24 protein-coding genes, 1 tRNA gene and 1 other RNA gene are annotated in these 23219 nt (G+C 48.8%); 13 read left to right on the plus strand and 13 right to left on the minus strand.

Annotated elements, in window-relative coordinates:
- Positions 1–37: 37 nt before the first annotated feature.
- Positions 38–113 (minus strand) — tRNA-Ala (locus tag AJ81_RS07270).
- Between the two features lie 108 nt (positions 114–221).
- Between AJ81_RS07270 and AJ81_RS07275 the strand changes: the two genes are divergently transcribed.
- The 5 genes from AJ81_RS07275 to ssrA all read left to right on the plus strand — a co-directional run bounded on the left by AJ81_RS07275 (position 222) and on the right by ssrA (position 3572).
- On the plus strand, positions 222–707 hold the full coding sequence (locus tag AJ81_RS07275; RefSeq protein ID WP_031504286.1) for an adenosine-specific kinase: 486 nt from the start codon (positions 222–224) through the stop codon (positions 705–707).
- 187 nt (positions 708–894) lie between these two features.
- A complete protein-coding gene (locus AJ81_RS10830; RefSeq protein WP_154655778.1) occupies positions 895–1056 on the plus strand; it encodes a hypothetical protein in 162 nt (53 codons plus the stop codon).
- 224 nt (positions 1057–1280) lie between these two features.
- On the plus strand, positions 1281–2405 hold the full coding sequence (locus AJ81_RS07280; protein WP_031504283.1) for an MFS transporter: 1125 nt from the start codon (positions 1281–1283) through the stop codon (positions 2403–2405).
- A gap of 5 nt (positions 2406–2410) precedes the next feature.
- Positions 2411–3166, plus strand: a complete 756-nt coding sequence (locus tag AJ81_RS07285) for a PIG-L deacetylase family protein (RefSeq protein ID WP_231845464.1) — start codon at positions 2411–2413, stop codon at positions 3164–3166.
- Between the two features lie 50 nt (positions 3167–3216).
- Positions 3217–3572: a transfer-messenger RNA gene (ssrA, locus tag AJ81_RS07290) on the plus strand.
- Positions 3573–3574: 2 nt separating this feature from the next.
- Here ssrA and AJ81_RS07295 read toward each other — a convergent pair.
- The 6 genes from AJ81_RS07295 to AJ81_RS07320 all read right to left on the minus strand — a co-directional run bounded on the left by AJ81_RS07295 (position 3575) and on the right by AJ81_RS07320 (position 11090).
- Entirely contained in the window at positions 3575–4783 is a 1209-nt protein-coding gene (locus AJ81_RS07295) for an ABC transporter permease (protein WP_031504280.1), read from the minus strand.
- Positions 4776–5468, minus strand: a complete 693-nt coding sequence (locus tag AJ81_RS07300; protein ID WP_407636278.1) for an ABC transporter ATP-binding protein — start codon at positions 5466–5468, stop codon at positions 4776–4778. Before AJ81_RS07300 ends, AJ81_RS07295 begins: the two co-directional genes overlap by 8 nt.
- Before the next feature lie 10 nt (positions 5469–5478).
- A complete protein-coding gene (locus AJ81_RS07305) occupies positions 5479–6615 on the minus strand; it encodes an efflux RND transporter periplasmic adaptor subunit (RefSeq protein WP_031504276.1) in 1137 nt (378 codons plus the stop codon).
- A 2-nt stretch (positions 6616–6617) separates the two neighbouring features.
- On the minus strand, positions 6618–7922 hold the full coding sequence (locus AJ81_RS07310; RefSeq protein ID WP_031504274.1) for a TolC family protein: 1305 nt from the start codon (positions 7920–7922) through the stop codon (positions 6618–6620).
- 6 nt (positions 7923–7928) lie between these two features.
- Entirely contained in the window at positions 7929–8939 is a 1011-nt protein-coding gene (locus AJ81_RS07315; protein WP_031504272.1) for a TolC family protein, read from the minus strand.
- 66 nt (positions 8940–9005) lie between these two features.
- The gene (locus AJ81_RS07320) at positions 9006–11090 is read right to left on the minus strand and encodes a methyl-accepting chemotaxis protein (RefSeq protein WP_231845465.1); all 2085 of its coding nucleotides are present in this window, start codon (positions 11088–11090) and stop codon (positions 9006–9008) included.
- 269 nt (positions 11091–11359) lie between these two features.
- Here AJ81_RS07320 and AJ81_RS07325 point away from each other — a divergent pair, with 269 nt between their 5' ends.
- The 4 genes from AJ81_RS07325 (at position 11360) to AJ81_RS07340 (ending at position 14846) form a co-directional block, all read left to right on the plus strand.
- Positions 11360–11875 carry a hypothetical protein gene (locus tag AJ81_RS07325; RefSeq protein WP_031504270.1) on the plus strand — a complete coding sequence of 172 codons (516 nt, stop codon included), beginning with the start codon at positions 11360–11362 and terminating at the stop codon, positions 11873–11875.
- Positions 11876–12047: 172 nt separating this feature from the next.
- A complete protein-coding gene (locus AJ81_RS07330; RefSeq protein WP_031504268.1) occupies positions 12048–12971 on the plus strand; it encodes an alpha/beta hydrolase family protein in 924 nt (307 codons plus the stop codon).
- An 85-nt stretch (positions 12972–13056) separates the two neighbouring features.
- On the plus strand, positions 13057–13974 hold the full coding sequence (locus AJ81_RS07335; RefSeq protein ID WP_231845489.1) for an alpha/beta hydrolase: 918 nt from the start codon (positions 13057–13059) through the stop codon (positions 13972–13974).
- On the plus strand, positions 13971–14846 hold the full coding sequence (locus tag AJ81_RS07340) for a radical SAM protein (RefSeq protein ID WP_031504265.1): 876 nt from the start codon (positions 13971–13973) through the stop codon (positions 14844–14846). The genes AJ81_RS07335 and AJ81_RS07340 overlap by 4 nt, the downstream gene beginning before the upstream one ends.
- Here the strand turns inward: AJ81_RS07340 and AJ81_RS07345 are convergent.
- Positions 14839–16461 carry a DUF4910 domain-containing protein gene (locus tag AJ81_RS07345; RefSeq protein ID WP_031504263.1) on the minus strand — a complete coding sequence of 541 codons (1623 nt, stop codon included), beginning with the start codon at positions 16459–16461 and terminating at the stop codon, positions 14839–14841. The genes AJ81_RS07340 and AJ81_RS07345 overlap by 8 nt on opposite strands.
- 136 nt (positions 16462–16597) lie before the next feature.
- Here AJ81_RS07345 and AJ81_RS07350 point away from each other — a divergent pair, with 136 nt between their 5' ends.
- From AJ81_RS07350 to AJ81_RS07360, 3 genes are all read left to right on the plus strand, one after another.
- Positions 16598–17143, plus strand: coding sequence for an OmpH/Skp family outer membrane protein (locus tag AJ81_RS07350; RefSeq protein WP_031504262.1), 546 nt, complete (start codon positions 16598–16600; stop codon positions 17141–17143).
- A 73-nt stretch (positions 17144–17216) separates the two neighbouring features.
- Positions 17217–18101, plus strand: coding sequence for a KaiC domain-containing protein (locus tag AJ81_RS07355; RefSeq protein ID WP_031504261.1), 885 nt, complete (start codon positions 17217–17219; stop codon positions 18099–18101).
- 4 nt (positions 18102–18105) lie between these two features.
- On the plus strand, positions 18106–18534 hold the full coding sequence (locus AJ81_RS07360) for a hypothetical protein (RefSeq protein WP_051368749.1): 429 nt from the start codon (positions 18106–18108) through the stop codon (positions 18532–18534).
- Positions 18535–18553: 19 nt separating this feature from the next.
- Here AJ81_RS07360 and AJ81_RS07365 read toward each other — a convergent pair whose 3' ends face one another.
- The 5 genes from AJ81_RS07365 to AJ81_RS07385 form a co-directional block, all read right to left on the minus strand.
- Positions 18554–18946 (minus strand): type II secretion system protein, encoded by a 393-nt coding sequence (locus tag AJ81_RS07365; protein WP_031504257.1) that lies wholly within the window; start codon positions 18944–18946, stop codon positions 18554–18556.
- Positions 18946–20643, minus strand: a complete 1698-nt coding sequence (locus AJ81_RS07370) for a DUF4900 domain-containing protein (RefSeq protein ID WP_031504255.1) — start codon at positions 20641–20643, stop codon at positions 18946–18948. The genes AJ81_RS07365 and AJ81_RS07370 overlap by 1 nt, the downstream gene beginning before the upstream one ends.
- 9 nt (positions 20644–20652) lie before the next feature.
- Entirely contained in the window at positions 20653–21180 is a 528-nt protein-coding gene (locus AJ81_RS07375; RefSeq protein WP_081708860.1) for a PulJ/GspJ family protein, read from the minus strand.
- 100 nt (positions 21181–21280) lie between these two features.
- Positions 21281–21487: a hypothetical protein gene (locus AJ81_RS07380; RefSeq protein WP_031504251.1), complete on the minus strand. Its 207-nt coding sequence runs from the start codon at positions 21485–21487 to the stop codon at positions 21281–21283.
- Between the two features lie 64 nt (positions 21488–21551).
- Positions 21552–22769, minus strand: coding sequence for a patatin-like phospholipase family protein (locus AJ81_RS07385; protein WP_031504249.1), 1218 nt, complete (start codon positions 22767–22769; stop codon positions 21552–21554).
- Between the two features lie 45 nt (positions 22770–22814).
- Here AJ81_RS07385 and panD point away from each other — a divergent pair, with 45 nt between their 5' ends.
- The gene (gene panD, locus AJ81_RS07390; RefSeq protein WP_031504247.1) at positions 22815–23165 is read left to right on the plus strand and encodes an aspartate 1-decarboxylase; all 351 of its coding nucleotides are present in this window, start codon (positions 22815–22817) and stop codon (positions 23163–23165) included.
- The last annotated feature ends 54 nt before the right edge of the window (positions 23166–23219 follow it).

Raw genomic sequence — 23219 nt, forward strand, 5'->3', positions numbered from 1 at the left:
GAGATCATACAAAAAAACGGGGCGATTTTGCCCCGCTTGGTGGAGCCGATGGGATTCGAACCCACGACTTCTACCTTGCGAAGGTAGCGCTCTCCCAGCTGAGCTACGGCCCCAGCAATTCAAATTATAGACCAACATCCACCACAATGCAAGGGGAAAAATCGGCTTTGTCGAGTGTATAATTTTTTCGAGCAAATCGAGCGTTCACGAGAGGTGATCGTATGAACATCGAAGTGGTTCAGCTGAACATACCTGAAGGAACCAACGTCATCTTAGGGCACTCACACTTCATCAAGACAGTTGAAGATCTCTACGAAGTCGTGGTGACGACCAACCCGAACATGAAGTTTGGCCTCGCGTTCAACGAGGCGAGTGGACCGTGCTTAGTGAGGTACGAAGGAAACGATCAAGAGCTCATCGATGTGGCGATCGACAACGCGAGAAGAATCGGAGCAGGCCATCTGTTTGTGCTTTTGATCAGGAACGGTTATCCCATCAACATACTCAATCAGATCAAGAACGTTCAGGAAGTGTGCAGAATATTCGCTGCCACTGCAAACCCGTTGCAGGTGCTGGTGGTACAGACCGACCAGGGTAGGTCGGTCATAGGTGTGGTGGACGGTTTCGCCGTCAAAGGGGTTGAGTCAGACAAGGACAGAGAGTGGAGGCACAATTTCTTGAGACAGATTACCAAGTACAAGAAGTGATCGGGGACATTCGACCGAGTGACCCGCCCATGGGGCGGGTTTTTTGTTGAAAACTCGAACTCATGGTTCAAAGATATTGATAGAAAGACTGGGATACTAATATATATTCAGATTAGTTATTGATATTTTCTATTTCTACTTGACAAAATTTGAAGGAGGTGATAAACTTATTCACGGAGGTGGGAGCATGTTGGAGTACATGTTGGCGAAGATCAGACATGACCAGCTCATCAGGGAAGCGGAGAAAGAAAGGATGCTGAGAGAAGCAAGACAGCTCAAAGTCCTGTACGGTTCCAACGCTCAGCAAGAGCAAGTTGAGAAGGAGAGAAAGGCGGCAGTGAAGAGCTGAAATTCGCATCGAGATCTTGCAAACGTCGCGGCCTGAGTTTTTTATTCACCATCTGAATGATAGTGCCAAGCTTCTTCATGCACGATCGATCTTGATACTTTGGTCCAAACTAAGGCTGGGTTCGGGGTTCTATCAAGCATGTAACCGTGATATGGGTCCGACGCTTCAATTCATGTCTCTGTATTGAAACATGGCTTTAGAACAAGGTACAGTATAATCATCGTATGAAACAACAACAAAAGCTTGCGCTTTTCTCAAGTGAATTCTTAGCATATGCCTTGCTCGCTTGCATGACTCTGTTGAGTCAGTATTTTGTACACATCGGCCTTTCCCCGTCCTTCGTTGGAGTCTTGATGGCCCTTCCTTCTGTCAACGCACTTTGGGCGAACCAGTTCTACTTTTTGCTGGCCTACAGGTTTGGCGTGAGAAGAGTGGTCCTTTACGCTGCGACAATTGGGATCGCCTCGCTGTGGATTTTGTTCTTATCGAAGAATGCCTTCATGATATTCGTCTTCTGTTTCTCGCTGATGCTTTCGCAAGGTGGTCTGGTACCTCTTCTGGAATCTTCTTTGGTAGAACTTGCAAGTCGGGCTCAGCTTTCTTACGGCAGGATAAGGCTCTTCGGTACCTTCGGTTATGCTGCCGCTTCTTTCCTGGTGGCCAACCTGGTGAATGAAGGCTTCGTGACGTTGTTTGTAGTTTATTCGATGCTTTTCTTCTCGATAGGGTTACTGGTGCAGAAGAGCAAGCTCGAGATGAGTTTTCACCGAAGGCCATCGGTACGAGCGACTGACAAGAGATTCTCTGTGCTCTTCGCTATCGTTACCGTCGCGGTGGGATTCAATTTGTTCAACACCGTCTTTCTGCCGGTGCTCGTCAAATCCAAGAACTTCCACGCGGCGAGTGTTGGTTTGAGTTTCACACTGATGGCGCTGAGTGAGACTCCTTTTCTGCTTTTCGCCGAACGCATAACAAAAAGGTTCGGAAGTTTCAAGTTGCTATCGAGTGCCATTTTCGTCGTGGGATTGAGGTTGATACTCGCATCGTTTGTGACCACGGAAGTGCAGTTGTTACTGACCCAGCTCCTTCATGGCTGGACTTACATCGTGATCTACTACGCCACGCTGTTCTTGATGAGACAAAAACTTTCGGCACACGTACTGGAAGGTACACAGATAGTCTTCTGGATGTCTCTGCAGGGTATAGGCCCACTCTTGGGCTCCAGCGTTGGGGGCGTTGTTGTAGAGAAGATGGGAGCAGAACCTGCTTATCTCACGTTTGGTATCATTGCGATGTCTCTCACGATCTTTTCTTGGGCTGTTGAGAAGATCTGGTTCAGAAAGGGGTGAAGAACTTGCAACACTTAGTTCATAAGCTCAAGGGCATGATGAAACTCCCAGAACTGGATTCTTTCGGTAAAGTCCTTTGCGTACAGCCTCACCCGGACGATGCGGACATCTCCATGGGTGGAACGATCGCAAAACTTTCGCAGAAAGGGATCAGGGTCTACTACGTCACGGTGACCGATGGTTCGGCGGGAACACGTGACGAATCGTTGGTCGGAAAGAAGCTGGCTGAGATCAGAAAGAAAGAGCAAGAAAAGGCGGCAGAGATTCTGGGTGTTCACGAGCTGTTGTGGCTCGATTTTGAAGACCTCGGTGATTACACGATCGAACAGGTGCGAGAGAAACTAATACGGATCATCAGAAAGATCGAGCCTGATGCGGTTTTCACCGTGGATCCGTTCGCACCTTACGAAGTTCATCCCGACCATCTTAGGTGTGGTATGTCCACGGCACAGGCTGTGAGTCTGTACAGGCTACCGAAACTTGTTCCCGGCACATCGAACCACGACGTCACAGCTATTGGATTCTTCAACACGGCGTTCCCAAACACGTTCTATCCCATCGAGCAAGAACATCTGAACAGGAAATTTCAGGCCATCTCACAGCACAAGAGCCAGTTCGATGAAACATCTCTGCAGGTGCTGTTCTCCTATCTGGCCGAAAAGAGCAGAGCTTACTCACCAGTGGAGGGTCAGCTGGTCGAGCCGTTCAAGGTGCTTCCACCCGTGGCACTTCATGTGATCAGCGAAGCGTACATGCTTTGAACTTTTTCGAAGTGTGTCCGTCAGAGAAGATGGGGTATAATAGTTACGCTGGGGGCGAAAGGTTTCGACGGGTGTGAGATCCCCCAGGAAGCGAGCCGAGGTCTCCACCACCTCGTAAAAAAGGTGGAACCAAAAAGAAGTGCCAACTACGAAATGGCTCTCGCTGCCTAATAGAGAATAGGCAGCCGTCCCCCGCGAGGTCTGACCGGTGCCCGCGGAAGGGGCGTGAGACAGCCGGTCGACCGCTGAAAGGTTCGCCCCGACTTTCAGCGGTTTAGCAGGGGCTGTGGCTTGCAAGGGCCTGCCTGTGGGCTCTTGAGGGCCGAGAACTAAACACAGGCTGCGCTCGGAGAAGCCTGGGGGTGCTCACATTCGGACGGGGGTTCGATTCCCCCCGCCTCCACCAGTTCATTCGTATCTGAGTGCCTCCACAGGATCAAGTTTGGAAGCCCTCATCGCGGGCCAGACACCGAAGAACAAGCCAACCATTATGGAAACAGACACCGCTATGAGAACAACCGTGGGTGTCACTGCTGTCTGAATCGATCCTATGCTCGCTATGAGCCTGGATAGTCCAAAACCTGCCGCGATACCGAGCAGTCCTGCCACGAGAGTGAGCACGACGGATTCGAGCAAGAACTGAAGTAGAATGTGTCTTCTACTGGCTCCGATGGCCTTTCTTACGCCTATCTCTCTGGTCCTCTCAGTCACTGTGACGAGCATTATGTTCATGATGCCTATACCACCGACCAGCAGAGAGATACCGGCGATGCTCCCGAGCATGAAGCTGAGCATGGCCATGGTCTGATTGACCGTCTCGAGCAGTGCGTCCTGACTGACTATACGATACCTTTCTTCGCTTTGAAACTTCTCGAACAAGACAGAATCTATCTCAGAAACCGCTTGATTTGCCATGTTCTCCGAGATCGCTTGAGCGACTATCATCGAGACGTTCTTGCGTCTGAAGAGTCTGTTCTCCGCAGAGGCGAACGGTACCAAGATCGATCTGTCGGGATTTAGAAAGAGTAGATTTCCACTCTTTTCGAGCACTCCTATCACCACGTAGGTCTGCCTGATCGAACCGCTCGTGATCCTTATGGTTTGTCCAATGGCATCCCCGTTCGGAAAGAGCTCGTCTGCCACTTCTCTTCCTATAACGGCCACACGTCGTTTGGCCTTCTCGTCAGATTCGTCGAAGAACTCTCCTTGAGCGAGCTTAACGTTTATCATGTCGAACAGAACGGATCGTGCGGCCATGACCGTCGCCATACTGTTCTGACGTTCATACTGAACGATGAAGTTTCCTTGCTGAACGGGCGTGACGTACTTGACCGAAGGACAAAGTTGGGATATCCTGTCTGCATCTTCTTTCTCGAGCACTTCCGTGAGCGCTGTGGCGGTACGTCCACCCACGCCTCTCGTGAAGCCCGGCGAGACGAGTATGAGGTTTGAACCTATGGAAGTCAGAGACTGTCTGATGCTCCTGCTCGTACCTTCGGCCACAGACACAACTCCTATGACGGCCGCAACTCCTATGATGATTCCGATCATGGACAGGGCCGTGCGAAGTTTGTTGTGAGCGATCGAGCGAAGGGCTTCTTTGAGCATGTCAAGCATGCACGTTCACCTCTTCACTGACGATCTTTCCATCGCGCATGCGAACGATTCGATCTCCGTGTTTCGCAACCTCTGGATCGTGGGTGACTATGACGATGGTCTGTCCTCTCTCGTTCAGCTCAGAGAAGATCTTCAAGATCTCTTCTCCGCTCTTCGAGTCGAGATTGCCAGTTGGCTCATCCGCGAGCAGCACCATTGGATCGTTCGCGAGCGCCCTGGCTATCGCGACCCTTTGCATTTGTCCACCGGAAAGCTGCGTTGGCCTGTGGTGCAGTCTATCGCCGAGGCCAACCAATTCGAGCAACTCTTTTGCCTTCTTCCTCCTCACTGCCTTTGGAACACCGGCGTAGATCATAGGCAACTCGACGTTTTCGAGTGCCGTGAGGCGGGGGAGCAGGTTGAACTGCTGAAACACGAATCCGATCATCTTGTTCCTTATCTTCGCAAGCTGTGAGTCGTTCAGTTTGGAAACCGCTGTCGCTGCTATGTATATTTCACCTTCGGTGGGTTTGTCCAAACAACCCATCAAATGTAGTAAGGTGGTTTTACCGCTTCCAGAAGGTCCCATGACGATCAGAAATTCTCCCTCTTCAACGACGAGGCTCACACCGTCGAGCGCCTTGACCTCGTTATCGCCCATTCTGTATATCTTCTTGACGTTCTCGACTCTTATGATCTCCACCACGCGGTCCACCTCACGGTCTGAACATGATGTTGGCGCCGGGCACAGGCATCTGTTGAGTTCTGTTCGTCGTGGTTGTTCTACCGGTCACCAGCACCACTTCGCCTTCTTGAAGGCCACTGACAACCTCGTAAAAGTTGTTCGTTCTCACTCCGACGCTTATCTCCCTCTCCTCCGTGGAACCGTCCGACTTCTTCACGGTGACATAAGCCTTTCCAGAGCTGAACTTCACCGCGTTGATCGGCACGGCCAGAACGTTTTCTTTGCTCATGGTGACGATGTTCACTTCGCACGAAAGTCCAGGTATGATCCTGGTGCTCTGATTCTGTGATCCGCTCTGCAGCTGTCTCTGAGGCATTTGTGCCAAGTTACCTTGAGTTCGAAGCTGTTGCAATCTTTGCTGGAACTGAGTTGGATCGATTCCAGCTTGACTCAGTGTGCTTCTCAACTGTGGAACATCCACGCTCAACAAGTCCAGTTCTATAGGCACGACAACGATGCCCTGAGATGTTTGTGCCTCACTCGAGATGTACGTTACCCTTGCTCCAACTGTGAGGCCTTCTATCGCATCGAAACTGACCGTCGCAACCTGTCCTAAAGCGATCCTCGAATAATCCACCTCGTCCACCGAGGCGGAAACGTAGAGTTTTTCGAGGTTCACGATCCTGGCGATGGTTTTTCCAGAACTTACCAGATCACCTTGCTTGACGTCGATCGAAATCACCACACCATCGATGGGACTGAGCAGTTTGCAGTTCTCAAGGTCTCTTTTGGCCAGTTCGAGCTCGATTTCACGCTGCTGAATCAAGAGTTTCGAACCAGAGTTCTTCGCTGTCTCGTAGTTTTGAAGAGCCTTGATGTAGGCGAGTCTGTACTCTGTATCATCGAGTTCGGCGATCACGTCTCCCGCCTTGACGGTATCACCCTTCGACACGTTCACTTTTTTCACGATACCGGAAACGAGCGATTTGATGTCAGCGTATTCCCTTGCCTGAACGGTCCCGGAGAGCGTTATCGTATCCGTCAGGTTCGTTTTCGAAACAACATATTCGCTCACTTGAACGGTGCTGGTCTGTGCGGTGTTTCTACTACACGCGGCGAAGAACAGAATCACGAACAAAGTCATCACTATCCAACGTGTTCTGCGCACGCTCAAGCACCTCCTGAAAATTCGATCAGGTCGATCCCGAGAATCATCAAAAGGTTCACCTTGTTCATGAGAAGGTCGAACTCACTCTTGAACAACTCGAGTTCAGCTTCCTCAACGTCGAGTGTAGCCGTCTCAAGGTCATGTGCTGAAACGAACTCTTTCTTCTTGCTCAGCCTGTCCAGGTTCATTTTCTTCAGTTCCAAGTCGAGTTCGGCGAGCTGTTTTGAGACCTCGGCAATTCTTATCGATGCGTACGTGTCTTTCACGGCTTTTTCCAGACTTCGCAATTTATCTTCGTAGCTCGCGCGTTGCAGGTTCAACTTGTCTTGAACGCTTTTGTAACTGTACGATCTTTCGCCCCTGTCGATCAAGTTGTAACTGAAGGAAAAGCCGAGTGAGACGGAATAACCATCTTCTTTGAACGTCATCCCTGCGCTCAAAATTGGATTCGGCAACCACGTTTGATAAGCCCTCTCATTCTGTCTTCTGGCGATCTCCAAGGCTATGTAGGAAGCTTGAACGTCGTAGCGTGCCTTGATCGCTTCGATCGCTTCTTGTTCGGTCGGAAGTTTGGACGTCAGTTCGCACAGACGGTTCATCATCTCATCCAACATGGTTTGAGGATAGTCCTTCGAAACACTGAACTTGGCCTGACTGATCTTTTCCAGTTGCAAGACAAGGTTCTGCAGTTGCTTTTGCGTGTTCACGATGTCCTCGAAGGCAACGCCACCGACTTCGTAGACTTTCCTCAGTTCTTCCACCTGATCGTTCAGGAGCTGAAGCCTTCTGGAAGTGATCTGAAGTTTCCTGGTGTAATAAAAACTGTTGAACACGTCGTTCGCCACGTTCACAAAAACGCTGTTCTTCGCCGACAGAAGCTTCCAGCTGACATCGAAGAGGTTCCTCTGGTTTTGCAACTGGTCCAGATCGAAGTTTGAAAACAGACTCCTCGAAACAGAAATGGTCCAACCAGAATCGCTCCATCTGTCGTCTGAAGAAGAATACTTCCAACTGTTGGAGATGGAGAAATTGAACCCCGCGACGTTTGAAAAAGTTATTGAGAACGGCACGTTCACAACGTAAGTCACCGTGCTCTCCGAGATCGAGGTGTTGAAATTGAACTTGTCTAAGGAAACGTAAGGTATGAGTACACTCTTGTCTTTTTGAACCTGAAACACCGCTTCCTCGTAGGAAAGCTTCGCAGAAAGATAGCTTGCATCCGTTCGCAGGTTATTCTGAACCTCGTCAAGAAACGAAGCCAGCGCGAAGACAGGCAACAGCAAAAGCAAAAGCACTCTCCTTAGCATTGTGCATCACTCTCCAAGGATCGTCGATAGGACCTTGGAGAAATCTTGCTCGGTATCGATGTAGACGGCACACACGTTTTTCAAAAGAGACTTCAGCTGTGTCAAGAAAGCTTTTCTCGCATTCAGATGGGAGAGTTTTGCGTTCAGAACGTCTCTCTCCGAAGCCACACCAGCTGCGAAGTTCTTCTGCACGGTCTCGAGTTGGAGTTTTGCAACTTCTATCTTTTCCATCTGCGCTTGTATCGATTTGACAGTATTTTGAATCGTTTGAAGTTGGTTCTCGTAAGATTTTCTCAGCGACTGCAAGTAAGATTGAACATCGGCTTGAGCTTTTTTGAGATTTCTTTCGTAATAATTCTTCGTGTACTGAGACGGATTGACCAGCCCGTCGAGATCCATCTGTGCGATCTGAACGTTCAATCTGGCCATCGCCAGCGTGATAGATTTATCCATCAACTGGTCAACCGTGGGTAGGGAGAAATTCAAATTCAGCTTCGTCGGTTCCTCCACCTTGACGTTCCCACCTATGAGGGTTTCGAAGTCTCGCTTCGCCTGTTCGAAAGACAGCTTCGCAGCATCGAAATCCTTGCTCGCTTCAATCAAAGTGGCACTCGCGTTTTTCAGATCTTGAAGCGTTCCAACACCCTTTTCGTAGAGATCCTTCTTTTCGTTGTAATCGATCTGAGCGATCTGCAAGTTCAGTTGCGCCGTTTCGAGAGCGGATTGAGCTTCCAGCAACGCAAAATACGTGTCGATGAAATCGTTGACGAAACTTTTCAAAGATTCCCTGTGGGAATTGTCGGACTTAAGCTTCGAAAGCTGTGCGGAAAGTTCTTGTCGTTTGTTCTTCGCCTCGAGCAGCGCCTTTTGATAGTCATCCTCCGCTTGTTGACGATCTAACGTGAGTTTCAAGTACGCTGGGCTGTTGTTCTTGAAGCTTTCCAAAGCGTCTGGGACACCTGCGAAGATCGAATAGACCAACACTAAGATCAGGCTTAGAACAACGTATCGCCTCATGTGCAACCCTCCCAGATTCGTTTGTCATCGATATTTTAGACCCCCACTTTGAAAGATAGGCTATTTCTAATGGAACTCTAATGTTACCAGACGGTTCCAAAGTCGCATAAAAAACGGGCCCCGAAGGGCCCGTTTGGATGAATTCTTCATATCTTGAACTTTCTCACCTGTTCCACCAAGCTTTCTGCTATCGAAGATAGTTCCTCCGACAGACTGCTCACGTTCTGCGCTCCACTCGCTTGTTGCTTCACCGCCTGCGTCATCTCTTCCACCTGCTGCGCTATCGTTGTGATCGATTTGGTAGCTGTGTCCATCGCACTGCTCATCTCTTCTGCAGCAGCACTCTGCTCCTCTGCGCTCGCTGCCAAACTCTCTATCTGACTCACCATGCTGTTTATCTGCCCTGTTATCTTGCTGAATTGTTCCCACTACAACGTCTGATTGCTTGCTCATACCTTCCACTACTTGCACTGTCTCTTTCGTAGCATTGTCTGCCCTCATCGCTCCTTGGCTTATCTGTCCAAGTATCTGTCCTATCTGATTCGTCGCTTTCTTGCTCTCCTCTGCAAGCTTTCTTATCTCATCCGCAACCACTGCAAAGCCTCTGCCTGCCTCCCCTGCCCTGGCTGCCTCTATCGCCGCGTTCAATGCCAACAAGTTCGTCTGCTCCGCTATGGAGTTTATCGTCTGCAGTATCTGTACTATGTTCTTCGCCTGCTCACTCAACTCACTCACCACAGTCGCAGTCTGTTCAACTTTGTCTTTGGCTTGTTTTATCATCTCCACGATGCTCTTTATGGCATTGTCTCCTTCCTTGGCTGCCATACTCATCTGGCTCGATCTTTCTGTGAGCTGTTGTGCTGCTTTGGATACGTTCTGCGCACTGGCTGCTACTTCTTCTATGCCACTGGTGACTTCCTGTATGGAAGCAGATGCGTTCTGTGCTGATCTGTTCACCTCTTCCATCTGTGAGGCGAGTTCTTCGGATGAAGCACTCAACTCTTCTGCCGTGCTCGCCAAACTTTGTGCAGAGCTGTTCACCTGCACGGAAGATTCGTCTATGCTCTTCATGGACTCTCTCAAAGCATCTGCCATCTGGGTCAAAGCCTGTGCCATCTGCGCAACTTCGTCTTTACCCTTGGCTTCGAACTTCACCGTGAGGTCGCCTTTGCCAAACTCAATTGCTTTGTTTGCGAGAGCTTTGATAGGCTTGGAGATCGATGAAGCAACGAAGAATATGAGCAAGGCTGCTACGGCTATCAAAAGTACAAAGAGCGTTAAGACCATTATGGAAAGTTGGTTGACCTGTGCGAGTATTTGTTTTTCTGGAACGCTCACTGCAAAGGACCAACCTTTTGCCACACGTATTGGTGCGTAAAAGGCATAATCTACTTGACCATCTGGTTTTGTGATCTTTCCAAATCCACTTTCGCCGGCAAGCATCTTTTTTGCCATTTCTTCCAATCCCTTGTAGCCTTCTTTGGAAGCCTCTGTGATTTTCAGCTTCATGACCAATTCTTTGTTCGGATGTGCGAGGATCAAACCGGTTGAGTCGACAACCCAGCCATATCCAGCTTTGCCTATTTTGATTTCTGCGGCAACCTTGCTTATGGTATCCAACAACACCGTTGCACCGAAAAGGCCTATGGTTTTGTTGTTTTCATCCTTCACCGCAGCTGCAACAACGAATATGTTCTGACCAGTTGCTCTTGATACCAGCGCATCGCTTATCGCAACATCTTGACCTTGTTTCATGATCTGAATGAAATAGTCTCTGTCGGCAACTTGTGCAACACTTCCCAACGTGGTCGGCGCAGAACCATCAGGATAAGCGATGAAAGCCATCTCGATGTGAGCTCTGTCCTTCAAACGAGGTGGCAGGTAGTTTTTCATCAGATCTTCCCAATCGCCAGTTTTCAGAGCGTTTCTGACTGCGTTCGTGTCGGCGAACGTTTCAACTTCCTTAACAACTCCATTCAGCCATTCATCGACTATATCGGAAGCTTTACTTGCTACTTCGAGCGCCATTTCTTCGACGGTCGAAGTGAAAGATGTCTTGACCTGCAAATAGGTCAACAGCGCTATGACTGCCACGATTGCCACCACGGGGATGAGTATCAAAACCAGCATCTTTCCTCTGAGAGATCTCACAGCCTACGCCTCCTTTGATCGATTGGTTGAATTTGCACGTAAGGGTACGGCCATAAAATTATATGAATTTTAGATCGTTAAGTCAACTATTAAAATGCTGTTTTACCGGTATAAAATCATTTTATTCTTTGAAAGAACTACAAACAGTTCGCACAACGTACAATCAAGAATTCAAATCGTCTTGATCTCACGACGAACGAGAACAGCTTGATACTTTCGGATCAAATGTGGTAAAATTAACTGTAAAATTCCACTGAGGGGGCGATAGGATGAAAAGGCTGATCTTCGCATTGATGGTACTCATGGTCGCGTCGATTGTTGTGTCGCAACACCAGCTGAACTTGCTCGATTACGAGCTCGTAGTCTACAGAGTGAGTGTGGAGGACAGAACGGCGTTGATTTCACTTCAGATCAGCGAAACCAATACCGGTGGATACGAAGTAATCTACACCGTGAAATTTTCCGTCATAGACGAGCTCGACTACGAAGTCTTCGCGGTGCCTTACATGTATCTGATGATGAGTTACATCTACAATCCAGCGTTTTTGCCGTTCTTAGGAATGATCGATTTGGACAATCCATCGACGGTCAACCTCTACGGTATTAAGATCGTGTACGAGAAAGACGAAAAGGTCGGCAAGTACACTGGCAAACGTTTCAGCTTGTACTCGAGCGATCAAAAGCTCTTCACTTGGGTGGCATCGAAGCAGATAGAACTACCCCTCAAGTTCGAAATACCAGAACAAGGATACGTTGCAGAGCTGGTCGAATTTCGAAAGAGATGACTTTATTTCGAAACAGCTTTAGAATTCTCATTCTGAGCTCGGCTCACTCGTCTATTTGTGTGGTATCGTGACAGGAACCGAGAGACGGAATTTGTCCTCAAAATTCTGAGGCTTTGGATGTGATCTTTTGTAATCATGATCCATCAGGGTTTTGCGTTCAGGGAGGTAACGTGTGAAGAAACGAGAGAAATTTCTGAACCGCATTAAATTCTTGTTGAAGCTCTTTGTGCTGTTCATCAGCGCCTCTTTTGGTTTCACGATTTTTCTCTTCGTCGTGCTTTTGTTCAATCTTCCTTACATTCGTCGCGCGGTTTTCGGAAAGCTGCCCTTCAAGACCGAGAAGAAACCTTGGTCAAGAGTTGTGACCTTCGAATACATGAAAAACTTGTGGGTCGACATCTTCTATCCCCGTGGCGAACCGAGAGGGGTGGTCTTGTTCGCCCACGGTGGTGGTTGGATCAGTGGTTATCGAAGACAACCCAACAATCTTTCTTGGTACAGGTTCTTGGTTTCAAGAGGCTTCATCGTTGCGGCGATAGAGTATTCTCGAGGTTACAAGGCGAAGATCGACCAACTCATCGAGGAACTCAGTCGAGCCTTGATCTTCCTCGATGAGAACAGCGACAAGTTGAATCTTCCAAAATCGCGCATCTCGCTCATGGGGCTCTCTGCCGGAGGGCATTTGGCGTTGCTCACGGCCGCAAAGATGCACAAATTTGTCAAGAATGTGGTTGCGTATTATGCTCCATGCGATTTGAAGGACATCTTGGAATCGCCATCGTTGTTCGCGAAGATCGCCTTGCTCGCCACACTGAAGAGGTTCCCGTCAGGATCGAGCGAGACACTTGCGAAGTATTCCCCCGTCAACGTCGTGCACGAATTCATGCCTCCGGTGCTTTTGGTCCACGGAAAGAAAGATTCCGTCGTCCCGTACGATTCTTCAGTGAAACTTTACAGGAAGCTCAAACAACTCAATTGTCGAGTCGTGTTGTTGACACATCATGAAGCCAATCACGGTTTTGAGTTCGTCCTGAAGGATGGGAAGACCAAAGAGATCTTACAGAGGACGGTAGAATTTCTTACAGAAGGTGGTTAGAACGAACGTTTCGTTTGGGTATCAAAGAAGACCCATCGACTTCACCCTCGGTTACATATTCAAGGCAAAAAAGTTCAGAGCCTCCATGTTGAGGTTCCGCACCCTTTACGAAAAACCTGTGAAGGGTACCGAAACGGTGGAAACGTTCCTATTCGAGCCAAAAGAAACCGCTGTGGGAAACCTGTTCGTCCTGCACGGACTGGGTTCGACAAACGTTCCTTTTTTGCTCTGGATGGCGACACATCTTGCCAACGCGGGCGTTCGTGTGTTCATGCCCATACTGCCAGGGAACTTCACGCGCGTCGCGCACGGATCCACCAGTGGAAAGGACTTCTTCGATCCGAACGTTGAGCGCGCCGCGAGGTTCTGGGAGCAATCCGTGGTGGACATTCTCAGTGTGGTCGACTGGGCGAAACAACAGAATCTGTGGCATTCCAAAACGCACCTGTTCGGCTTCTGCCTCGGTGGAATGGTCGCCGTTATGTTGAACGCAGTGAGCGACGACTTCGAAAAAACGATTCTGATGACCGTCGGTGGCGAGATGGCCACACTGCTTTGGAACTCTCCAACTTTGGCTTTCTTTCGTAGAGACAGAAAGCTTCTCAATGGTGCCCCATACGGTGTTGGACAGAGAGAAAACTTTCTCAGGACCTTCGAGGAAGACATCAAAAAGCTTTCACAATTCGAAACGGTCGAACAAATGCAACGCTCAGACATCCATCCATATTTGAAACTCGATCCGCTCGCTTACGCAAAGTTCGTGAAGAAAGAGAAGATAATCTTCATAGAAGCTCTCTTCGACAGGGCACTTCCAAAGAGAAGCAGAAAGCTTCTTTGGGAAGCGCTTGGAAAGCCCAAGCGCTACGTGATACCCTCAGGTCACGTCACATGGCTTCCCTTCCAGTACGCCGTGTGCAAGTTCATCTTGAGGAACATGGACGTGAGGGAATTGAGAAGACAGCTCGAACTGCTCAGGAGGGTCGAACTGGAAGAAAAGAAATGAGACTGAGCGGTGCCGAACTTGAAAGAAGGATACAAAGGTTGTACGAAATCATGGAAACCTGCACGCTCTGTCCGAGGAACTGCAAGGTGAACAGGTTCGTCTCGAAGAACGGTGCGTGCAAGACGGGCGCCAGGCCGATCGTTTCCAGTTTCGGACCACATTTCGGTGAAGAAAGCTTTCTCGTGGGAAACAATGGTTCTGGAACTATATTCTTCACCAACTGCAACCTCAACTGCGTTTTTTGCCAGAACTGGGAGATCAGTCAAATGGGTGTGGGTGAAGAGATCGATGTGGAAGAACTTTCAAAGATCATGCTCAAACTGCAAAGGATGGGATGCGAAAACATCAACTTGGTCAGTCCAACACACCAAGTGCCTATGATAGTCGATGCCGTGTCTCGAGCTTGGCAGAAAGGTTTGAAACTTCCCATCGTCTACAACTGCGGTGGTTACGAATCGATCGAGACACTGAAACTTCTGGAAGGCATCGTGGACATCTACATGCCCGACTTCAAGTACGGAGACGACGAAAAGGCTTTGAGATACTCAAAGGTTTCCAACTACACCAGCGTCGCAAAGCGCGCGCTCGAAGAGATGTACAGACAAGTCGGACCTCTGAAGATCGAAAATGGGGTGGCCACACGGGGAGTCTTCGTGAGACACTTGATCATGCCGAACGACCCATCTTCAAGTGAGAAGGTGTTGCAGCTCATCGTCTCCGTTTCTTCGGACATCCCAGTGAACATCATGACGCAGTACTATCCTACCTTCAAAGCGCACCATTACATGGAGTTGAACAGACGCATCACTCGAGAAGAGTTCATAAAAGTTGTCGAGAAAGCCAAAGCGCTGGGTCTGAAGATCGTCAGTTGATACGTCTCAAAAATTCGTTCTTCAGCAGTAAATCGATCACATCCTGAGTCGTCTTCGCATCCACGTTCAAATACGTCGAAGCGAATGTGACCGTGGCGTCGTAATCTTGTGTGTACCTTGCGGCGAGCTGTATGACCTCTCCGAGGTTGACGATCTCTCGCTTTTCAGAGAGCTCACCAGCCTTGTCGAACCATTCGTAACCCAGAGGACCTTCAGCCGCAGCGAATATATGAAGTTTTGGTTCTACGGGCTCGATCTTTTCCCCGTGCGCCCTTTTCACAACACTTTCTATGATATCGCTTCCAGGCTTTCCAACTATTTTTTTCAAGAAACCCCTCACCCTTCCAAACGCCTGTTCGACGATGTAGTCTGGCAACGAAGGCGCGAGTTCCACAGTTCTCAGCACCGCCTTGCCAACCCATTCGAACATCTCAGGATCACACTTGTCAGGAGTGTCTTCATTGGTGTGATAGTACCTGTCGGGCCACTGACCGAGGAAAGGTGAAGGAACAGCGTAGTTCTCGAACACCGAATGGTCCGAACCGGATTTGAACGTGCTTCGGTAAAATCTTCTGCTGAACGAATCGGAACTCGTGGGTGCGAAAAGCATCATGGAATCATAGAGAAGTTCATCGTAGATCGTGTTCAGCAACGGCGGAGTTTCGTGCAGCATCATGGTGGAACCTGTCTTCTGCTGATCTTCCCCCACCATGTCCAGATTGATCACGAACTCGTAGTCGTTGTTCTGAGACGCGTAGGGAAGACTCCCGTAGAATTCGGGAAGCAGTATCACGTCCACACCAAAACCTAAGGTTTTCTGCTTCAGTTCTCTACAAAGATGGAGCGCGAGCGCAGAACCTGAGGCGTTGTCGTTCGCCCCTGGACTTGGATGACAAAGATGCGCCACGATGCCGATTCTCTTTTTCATAGCACCCTCAAAGCGCACCCTCAGAACCTGCAACGTTCCAACGTTCAACGATGCGTCCACGAACAATCTCACTTTGAAATTTTTGTTGGTCAAGCTCTTCAGAAGTTCGTACTGTCTATAGGTGAGTGAGAAACCGAAACTTTTGTGTTGACTTGCCTTGAGCGTGTGGGGAAGCGAAAGATAATTCACCGTGTCTGGCATCTGTGCCGGCGTTCTTCCGATCGACTCGTCCTGGGCTCTCATGAAATAGACCAACAAACACTTCGCGCCACGTTCCTCGACGAACTGCTTGAACGCTTTGGACGGGTTCATCTGTACCAGAACAGCCTTGTCTCTCAAATCGCCCGTGTAAGTTTCATCCACCAACTCGAGACTCTTCCAACCGTTCGTCGAATGGCTTCCGAAGAGCACCGAAGTCTTGCAATTTTTGAAACTGCTCAGAAACGTTCTGGGTTTTTCCAGCCAGAGTTCAGCATCCTTCACGTTCCAAACCATCGTCGAATCGAAGTTTCCGTAGCGAACCCCACCCGTCGAATACTCGATCGTTTCTATCTGCCGTTCTTCTATCCCCCAAGATAGTAAAAGTTCCTTCAGCCTTTCGAGCAGAAGCTTGTATTCGTCGCTACCCCTTGCCCTGTGGAATTGGCTTATGAACCTCACCGTGTCGATGATCTCTTGCCCGTCCATCTCGCACCCTCCCACAAAGATTCTAAGAGCGAACGAACGTGATCCGAAAGATTAGAGTTTTCTTAAAAACCAAAACAAAAATCTTTCATGACAGGACAATAGAAATGGAAACACAAAACTTCAGGAGGTGGTTAGAGTGAAAAGGTTCATGGTTTTGACAGTGGCACTGGTGATTTTCTCAACAATGATCTTCGCAGCAGGAAGATTTTCAAACCTTCCACAGGCCAGGTTTCAGGCTCCTTTCATGAAAAACATGCCAGCTTACAGACAAACCTTAGCTCCAAGGTATCAAGCAAGACAACAGCTCACCTACGAAGAAATGTTCAAAGAGATGAACTTGACAAAAGAACAAGCTCAAAGGATACTCAACGTGATCAAGGATGCGAATGCAAAACTTGAACAGTTACAGAAGCAGTACGAAGAACTGTACGAGAACGCCAAGAACATGAGCGTGTACGAGTTCAGAGCCAGAGTGAGGGAACTGAACCAAAAGCGTGCGGAGATCATGCAACAGATGAGAGAAGAGATAGAAAAGACGATCAACGTAGAACAGCTTCAGAGGTTGATGCAAACTTACAAACTCAGAAGGGCTGAGATGTTCGCAGGGCCTAAGGTAGGTTTCAGAGGACCAGCGTTCTTGGACGAAGAGTTCATAGACGCGCTCGAAGAGTACGTAAAGTGAATCGCACCATCCCCACAACGCGCCGGCTCAGCCGGCTCTTTTTTGTTTTAATAAAGGTTGGAGGTGATGTAGCGTGACGGAACGCTACGAGAACTACGAGTCTCAAGTTGAACCGAGAGTCGTCGAAGAGAGCATCATCGTTATGGGCGAAGCCGTTAAACAAGCACCTAAGATCACGGGTGTCCCTACAGGTATAGAGGGTCTGGACGAGTTGTTCTTCACGGTCGAGGTCAAGGACGGCAAACCCGTCAAAAAGTCCCTCGGAGGCATTCCCGCTTATGCCGTCTTCAACGTGACGGGTATTTCGGACACCGGAAAATCCCTCTTCGTTGAACAGTTCGCCGTCGCTCAGGCAGCGCGCGGTGAGAAAGTGGCCTTCGTCACAGTCGAATCACCCGCAGTTTTCGTGGCTAAGGGGTTGGAAATGCGAGCGGTAGCCATGGGGCACGAACCAGCAAAGATCGAGAAGAACATCGTACTCATCGACGCAGCTTCCCATGGATCGCTCAGAGAAAACGTGCCAGACTTGCTCACGACGCTCGCTTACGTTATAAAGCAGTACAAGGTGAGGTTCGTCGTGATCGATTCAGTCACGGGACTCTACGAGAACAAAGAAGTCGCAGCACGGGCGATCGTCAGAAGACTTTTCAACTTCATGAAAAAGTGGTACCAAACGGCACTGTTCGTCTCACAGAAGCGGAGCGGACACGAAGAGCTCACAGCGGAAGCCGCAGGAGGTTACGCGGTGAGCCACATCGTGGATGGTTGCTTCGTTTTCGCGAAAGAACTCGTAGACAGCCAGTACAAGTCAAAGATGTATGGAAAGCAAGTTGGAGACATCGTCAGACTGTTCAGAATCGACGGCTGTAGACTTTCAGGTCACGACACGCGAACGTACATCATGGAGATCACCGAAACAGGTTTGGTGAAAATTCTCAGTCCCATCGGTGGGAGGTGATGGGATGATACTGGAACCAAGGCCGTCCAACACTGGAAAGCAGATCGAACAACTCGCCACGAAGGTCCTACTCAGATCGATAGAGCTCCTCGGAGGGCTCAGTAAGCTCGCTCAACATAGAAATTTGACGTGGCTCGCATCGCTCGCCCGCGCTTGCATCGCGGTTGTATTGAAAGAAGAATACATGAAGACTGAAAAGGAGATAGCGGAGTATCTGGGTGTGTCGACTGCATCTGTGAGGAACATGTTGAGGGCTAACGTTGACGTCGTGAAAGAGAAACTCGCAGACCTCGACAAACTCTCTGAGGAAGAGAAGGGCGAACTCAAAACGCACACGGCTGGAGCCGTCGCAAAGTTCGCGTACAGGCTGGTGAAACAGGAGCAAAACACCGACACGTTGATCGAAGGATTGTCGGCCGGTGAGCCGGGCTGAAAGTTCCAGGTTCGAAGTATCAAAGACCAAACAATAGAACGAAGTTCTCAGAGATGTTCGGTGTCTTTCGGATCTCAATCTGCACGAGCCTGTAAATGATGGTGGAACCGGAAGGATTCAAGATCGTTGTCGTGGCTTGCAAAGTGTGAATTCGTGGAAACACGTTAGTGGAGTTGGGACCATGGAAAGAAGTGTTGATGATTTCAGCTATGTTGCTTGGCAGCTGTGTACCTATCCTGTACTCAGCCAGGTAGCTTTGTGCGAATTTCAAAAGCGACATGGTTTTGATCTCCAGTTCCCACTTGTTGACCATGTTCAAAGAATTCGTGATCGTCTCGAAGGCGAAGACGACAGTTATGGCGATCAAGACCAAACTGATGAGTACCTCAACGAGGCTCATACCGATCTTCATCAGTAGATCCCCCTGATCGCAAGCAAGACAAATCCTTCACGTTTTGCGGGCGTACCTATCGCGCTGATGCCCTCCAAGATCTTGTAATCGTAAATGTAGTTCTTGTAGTAGCCTGTTTGAATCCTATCTCCACTAAACGTCCCAACAGGTCCACGGTAATACTGCATCAAAGAGCCAAAGATCGTGAGTTGACCGGCAGGACTACCCTGATCGTAGCCTTCAACTTGAAAACTCTGGTCGAATGAGTAGATACTCGCCGTGATTTTGAGATTCCTTTGTTTCTCTTTGACCAAAACGTACTTGTCGGCGACGATGTTGAGAAAATCTGTTCGTGTTGCGTTTTTCATCCGTTCAACCAAATTGTTATCGACGACGATGCCATCGATCCTGTTGTATGGAAAGAGATCGCGAAAATCTTCGTACACAATGTGATCGTAGATCTCTACATTCTCCTTGGAATATATCGTGTACCTTCCGTCGACGTACATCGGTTTGTCGTTGTTGGAACGGTTGGTCAAGGCGATCGTCAGGTCACTCATGAGCACGCCGTTGAAGTCCACGTCCTTGTTGTACTCGGATGGATTGCCTGGGATGATTCCAGTTAGATCGAGCCATTTTCTCGCGTTCTCGCCATGGATGGTTATTTGCTGTGCTCCTTCTCTTGGTTTGATGGTGAAGAGATTATCTATGCCAGTCGTATACCCTTGCCTGTACTCAACCAAAACCCTGATGAAATGGTCTGCTCCCTGACCTTGAGCGCTCTTGAACTCGACGATGAGTTTTTGTGCCGTTCTGGTGTTATTTCCAACTTGTATCGTTTTTCCTTTAAGATTCAACTTTATGCCTGACTCCGCATCACTTGTCACGAACTGGTTCATCGGTTTGACCAAAGCCTCCAGATCGTTGGCGTAGTTCTGCTTTATCTTGGTCATGTTGTAATCTTCGATGTCCTGCTGGATTAAACGTTTCCATCCCATTTCGAAGCTGGGGCTTCCGGAGACTATGTTTACGTCTCCTACCTCAACAGTCGATCTGAAAATTGGATTTCCCCAAATGTTTATCGTGTCGTTGGATCTCATCGGACCATCTATCAAGTCTCGCGTGACGAAGTATATCTTCCCACCACCGGGACGAGTCTCCCTTTCAGTGAAATACGCATACTTGTTCAAAAAATCTATCGCTAAAACGGCCAAGGCGTAACTTTCCATCTTTCCGACCGAATTTCGGCTGACCACCAGAACCGAGTACGGATTTCCACCCACCATGTATGTCCCTGTAATGGGCACGACGACCGTCGAACCGCTGAGGCCAAAGGATGCTAGAGCTTCGTTGAACTTGTTCACGGCACTCAGATCGAAATATCTGTTCTCGTTGACTCTCTGAAAGAAGTTGCGCCAGAAATCACCGTCAGACTGGCTGAACAACCAGTTCTTGAACCTGTCCCACCAACCCACGTTACTCGAAACGTTGCCGTTCACCCAAGGCAATACCACACCCCTCACACCGCTGAAGCTTGGCTTCAGGAACGCCACAGACAGCTGGAGTAAATTGTGCGCACCCAGGTGTGAGAGATTCTTAGCATTTTGGAGGCTAACTCTTTTAACGTAGGCAGATAAGTTTGTGAGTATGGCAACAACGAAGATTGAAACGATGATCAACAGAACCAAGGTGAGAACCAGAACGTGGCCCTTTCTCACCGTTTCACCTCACTTCAAGTTATAGAGCACCACCGAGGAATCAAGCTTACCCAACGTCACGTTCTTCTTTGTTAGACTGTACCTTATCAACTTCCCTTGCCCCTCGAACCGACAGTCATCAAGTTCACCGAGCACAATCCTTTTCATATATCCAGCGTCATCGCTGATCTGAAGTTCGAGTTTCTTGTTCAGGAATATGAGCCTGTAACTTAGTCTGGTGGCAGAAGCGTAAGTTCCGTAGAGCTGTTTTGAGAAAGGAACGATCACGTAGAATTCAACAGAAGTGCTTTGTACCGTCAATCCTTCTATCGTTGGCCCAACCTTCAGCAATTCCCTGCGGATGGCTGCATCTATCATGGTCAGTTCATCCTGAACGGTTATTCTGTCGAAAGACACGATTGAACCTCTGTAGACGCTCGTCATGAGAAGCACGACTATAGAGAGAGCTATTGAGAGGACTATCATAACGACGAGCACTTCCGTCAAAGTAAACCCCCGCACACTCTTCACCACCGAAGACTTTTTTGATTTTACCATATTTTAGCACGGACATATCTTGATTATTACATAAGGTGTACAGTTTTTCCCCAAAACAACGGTCGATTCGTGTTCGAAGCACGTCGAGCTTCGTTTGCTTTCAAGCCAAAAGGTCCATACGTGCTTTAGTGTAGTTTTCCACCGCGATGCGAACCAACTTCACGTTCAAACCGTTCTGTTGGTAGAAGGCGAAACTCAGAAGCTTCAGAAAATCTTCTTTGCTCACCAATGCTACTTCTTGTGGTTGTTTCGGTGCAGAAATGAAGTTCAAAGCGATACGATTGTTCGACACACCGTCGATCCTCATATGAATCACCTGTTCTTTTATCGTTCAAACGCGAAAAAATTTGAACTGCTTGGAACTCTCACGATTACATTTTCCTTGTCGCATTCTTGTAGACGAAGATCACGAAGTCTAAAAGTTTTCTGTATCTGATCTGGATGGCAACTTTGCTGAGCAAATTCTCAGGTTCAGTGCTGTGGACGATCGCTTCGAGTAATTCCAAAGGCGTGTAAATTTTCAATCTGTCGACGTTCAACACCTTTGCCAGACTCTCCAAAAGTTTGATCGGCACCTTCTTGGGTTCATCGAAAAAAGAGAGCGTTTCGAGCCTCAAACGAGGAAGTATGAAAGATTCGTACTGCTGTTCCGCCGACAGTTCGCTTGGAAGTTTCAATCCCAGCAAGAAACCTGCGATGTCTCTCTCTTTCGCGTCGAGCTTCGCATAGAGCTGTTTCAAAACGTCCTCTTCGCTCGAAAGGTAATACTGTTCCCCGTAAAGTTTTCCAAAGTACGCGAGCGTGTCGAGATAACCTTCAACGAAGTATTTCCTGATCACTTCCCTATCGAAGTTCAGCACGTTTCCGAAATGTTCCCTCGGTCTGATGTACCCGATCCGAGTTCTCTCGCGAAAGATTCTCAGATAATCAAGAATATCCGCCAGACCGATCGTTCCGATATCGACGACCAAGATGTTTTCCCAGCCTTTCTCAACCGCCATGCGCACAGGAACGTTGCTGTAGATTCCACCATCGATGAACAACTTGCCTGCGATCTCTTCTCTTTTGAAGAGTGGAAAGTTCGCACTCGAGAGTATGTAATCTGCCAGCATGCCTTCGGGGATCTCTTCTATGTACAACATGTAAGGCTTCAAATCACTGATGCAGTAGGTCACCAAGCCATAGTGAACCTTAGAACTTCTTATCTTCTCCTCGGGCAGCAAGAGCTTCAGTTTCTCCCGAAGAGGCGTGATGTCTATGCCACCAGACTCGACAAGATTCTTCGCCACTTCAAAGGCTTTGAAGATGTTGAGTTCGAATATGCCACCGCTCAAGATCTTTTTCATCTCTTCGGGTACGTTCATCACCTGTTCGAATTCGACCTCGAGCCAGGCTTTTTCAGCAAAGTCGTAATCGCCATAGGCGATGAGTGCCCCGTTGATGGCTCCAACGGAAGTTCCATACACGGCAACGATATCGATGTTCAACTCTCTCAAAGCTTTCCACACACCTATTTGGTAAGCCCCCCGCGCCCCACCACCTGAAAGCACCAAAGCCACGCTGGTCGCAGCCGCCAAGAACGCGCTCACGATCTGTCACCCAAAAAGATTATAATTTCTACGGAGGTGTGCACGATGATGCGCTTGATGCTGAAATCGAAACTTCACATGGCCACCGTGACTGGAAAGAACCTCGAATACGAGGGGAGCATAGAAATAGATGAGGAGCTCATGAAGGCGGTGGACTTGAAAGAGAACGAGTTCGTCTTGGTTGCGGACGTGAACAACGGTGCAAGGTTCGAAACTTACGTGATCAAAGGGAAAGCAGGAAGTGGAACGATAGCCTTGAACGGCGCCGCAGCGCGCCTGGTGGAAGTCGGGGACAAAATCATCATCATGAGCTTTGGTCTGTTCGACGAGAACGAATACCGAGGACCGAAGGTCGCGATATTGGGAGAAGGGAACAAGGTGGTGGGGCTGAAGTGAGAGCTGTCATTCTTCTGCTTTCATTTTTTCCACTTCACCACCAGATGGGTACGA

This window comes from Pseudothermotoga hypogea DSM 11164 = NBRC 106472 (assembly GCF_000816145.1).
GTDB classification, from domain to species: Bacteria; Thermotogota; Thermotogae; order Thermotogales; family DSM-5069; genus Pseudothermotoga_A; species Pseudothermotoga_A hypogea.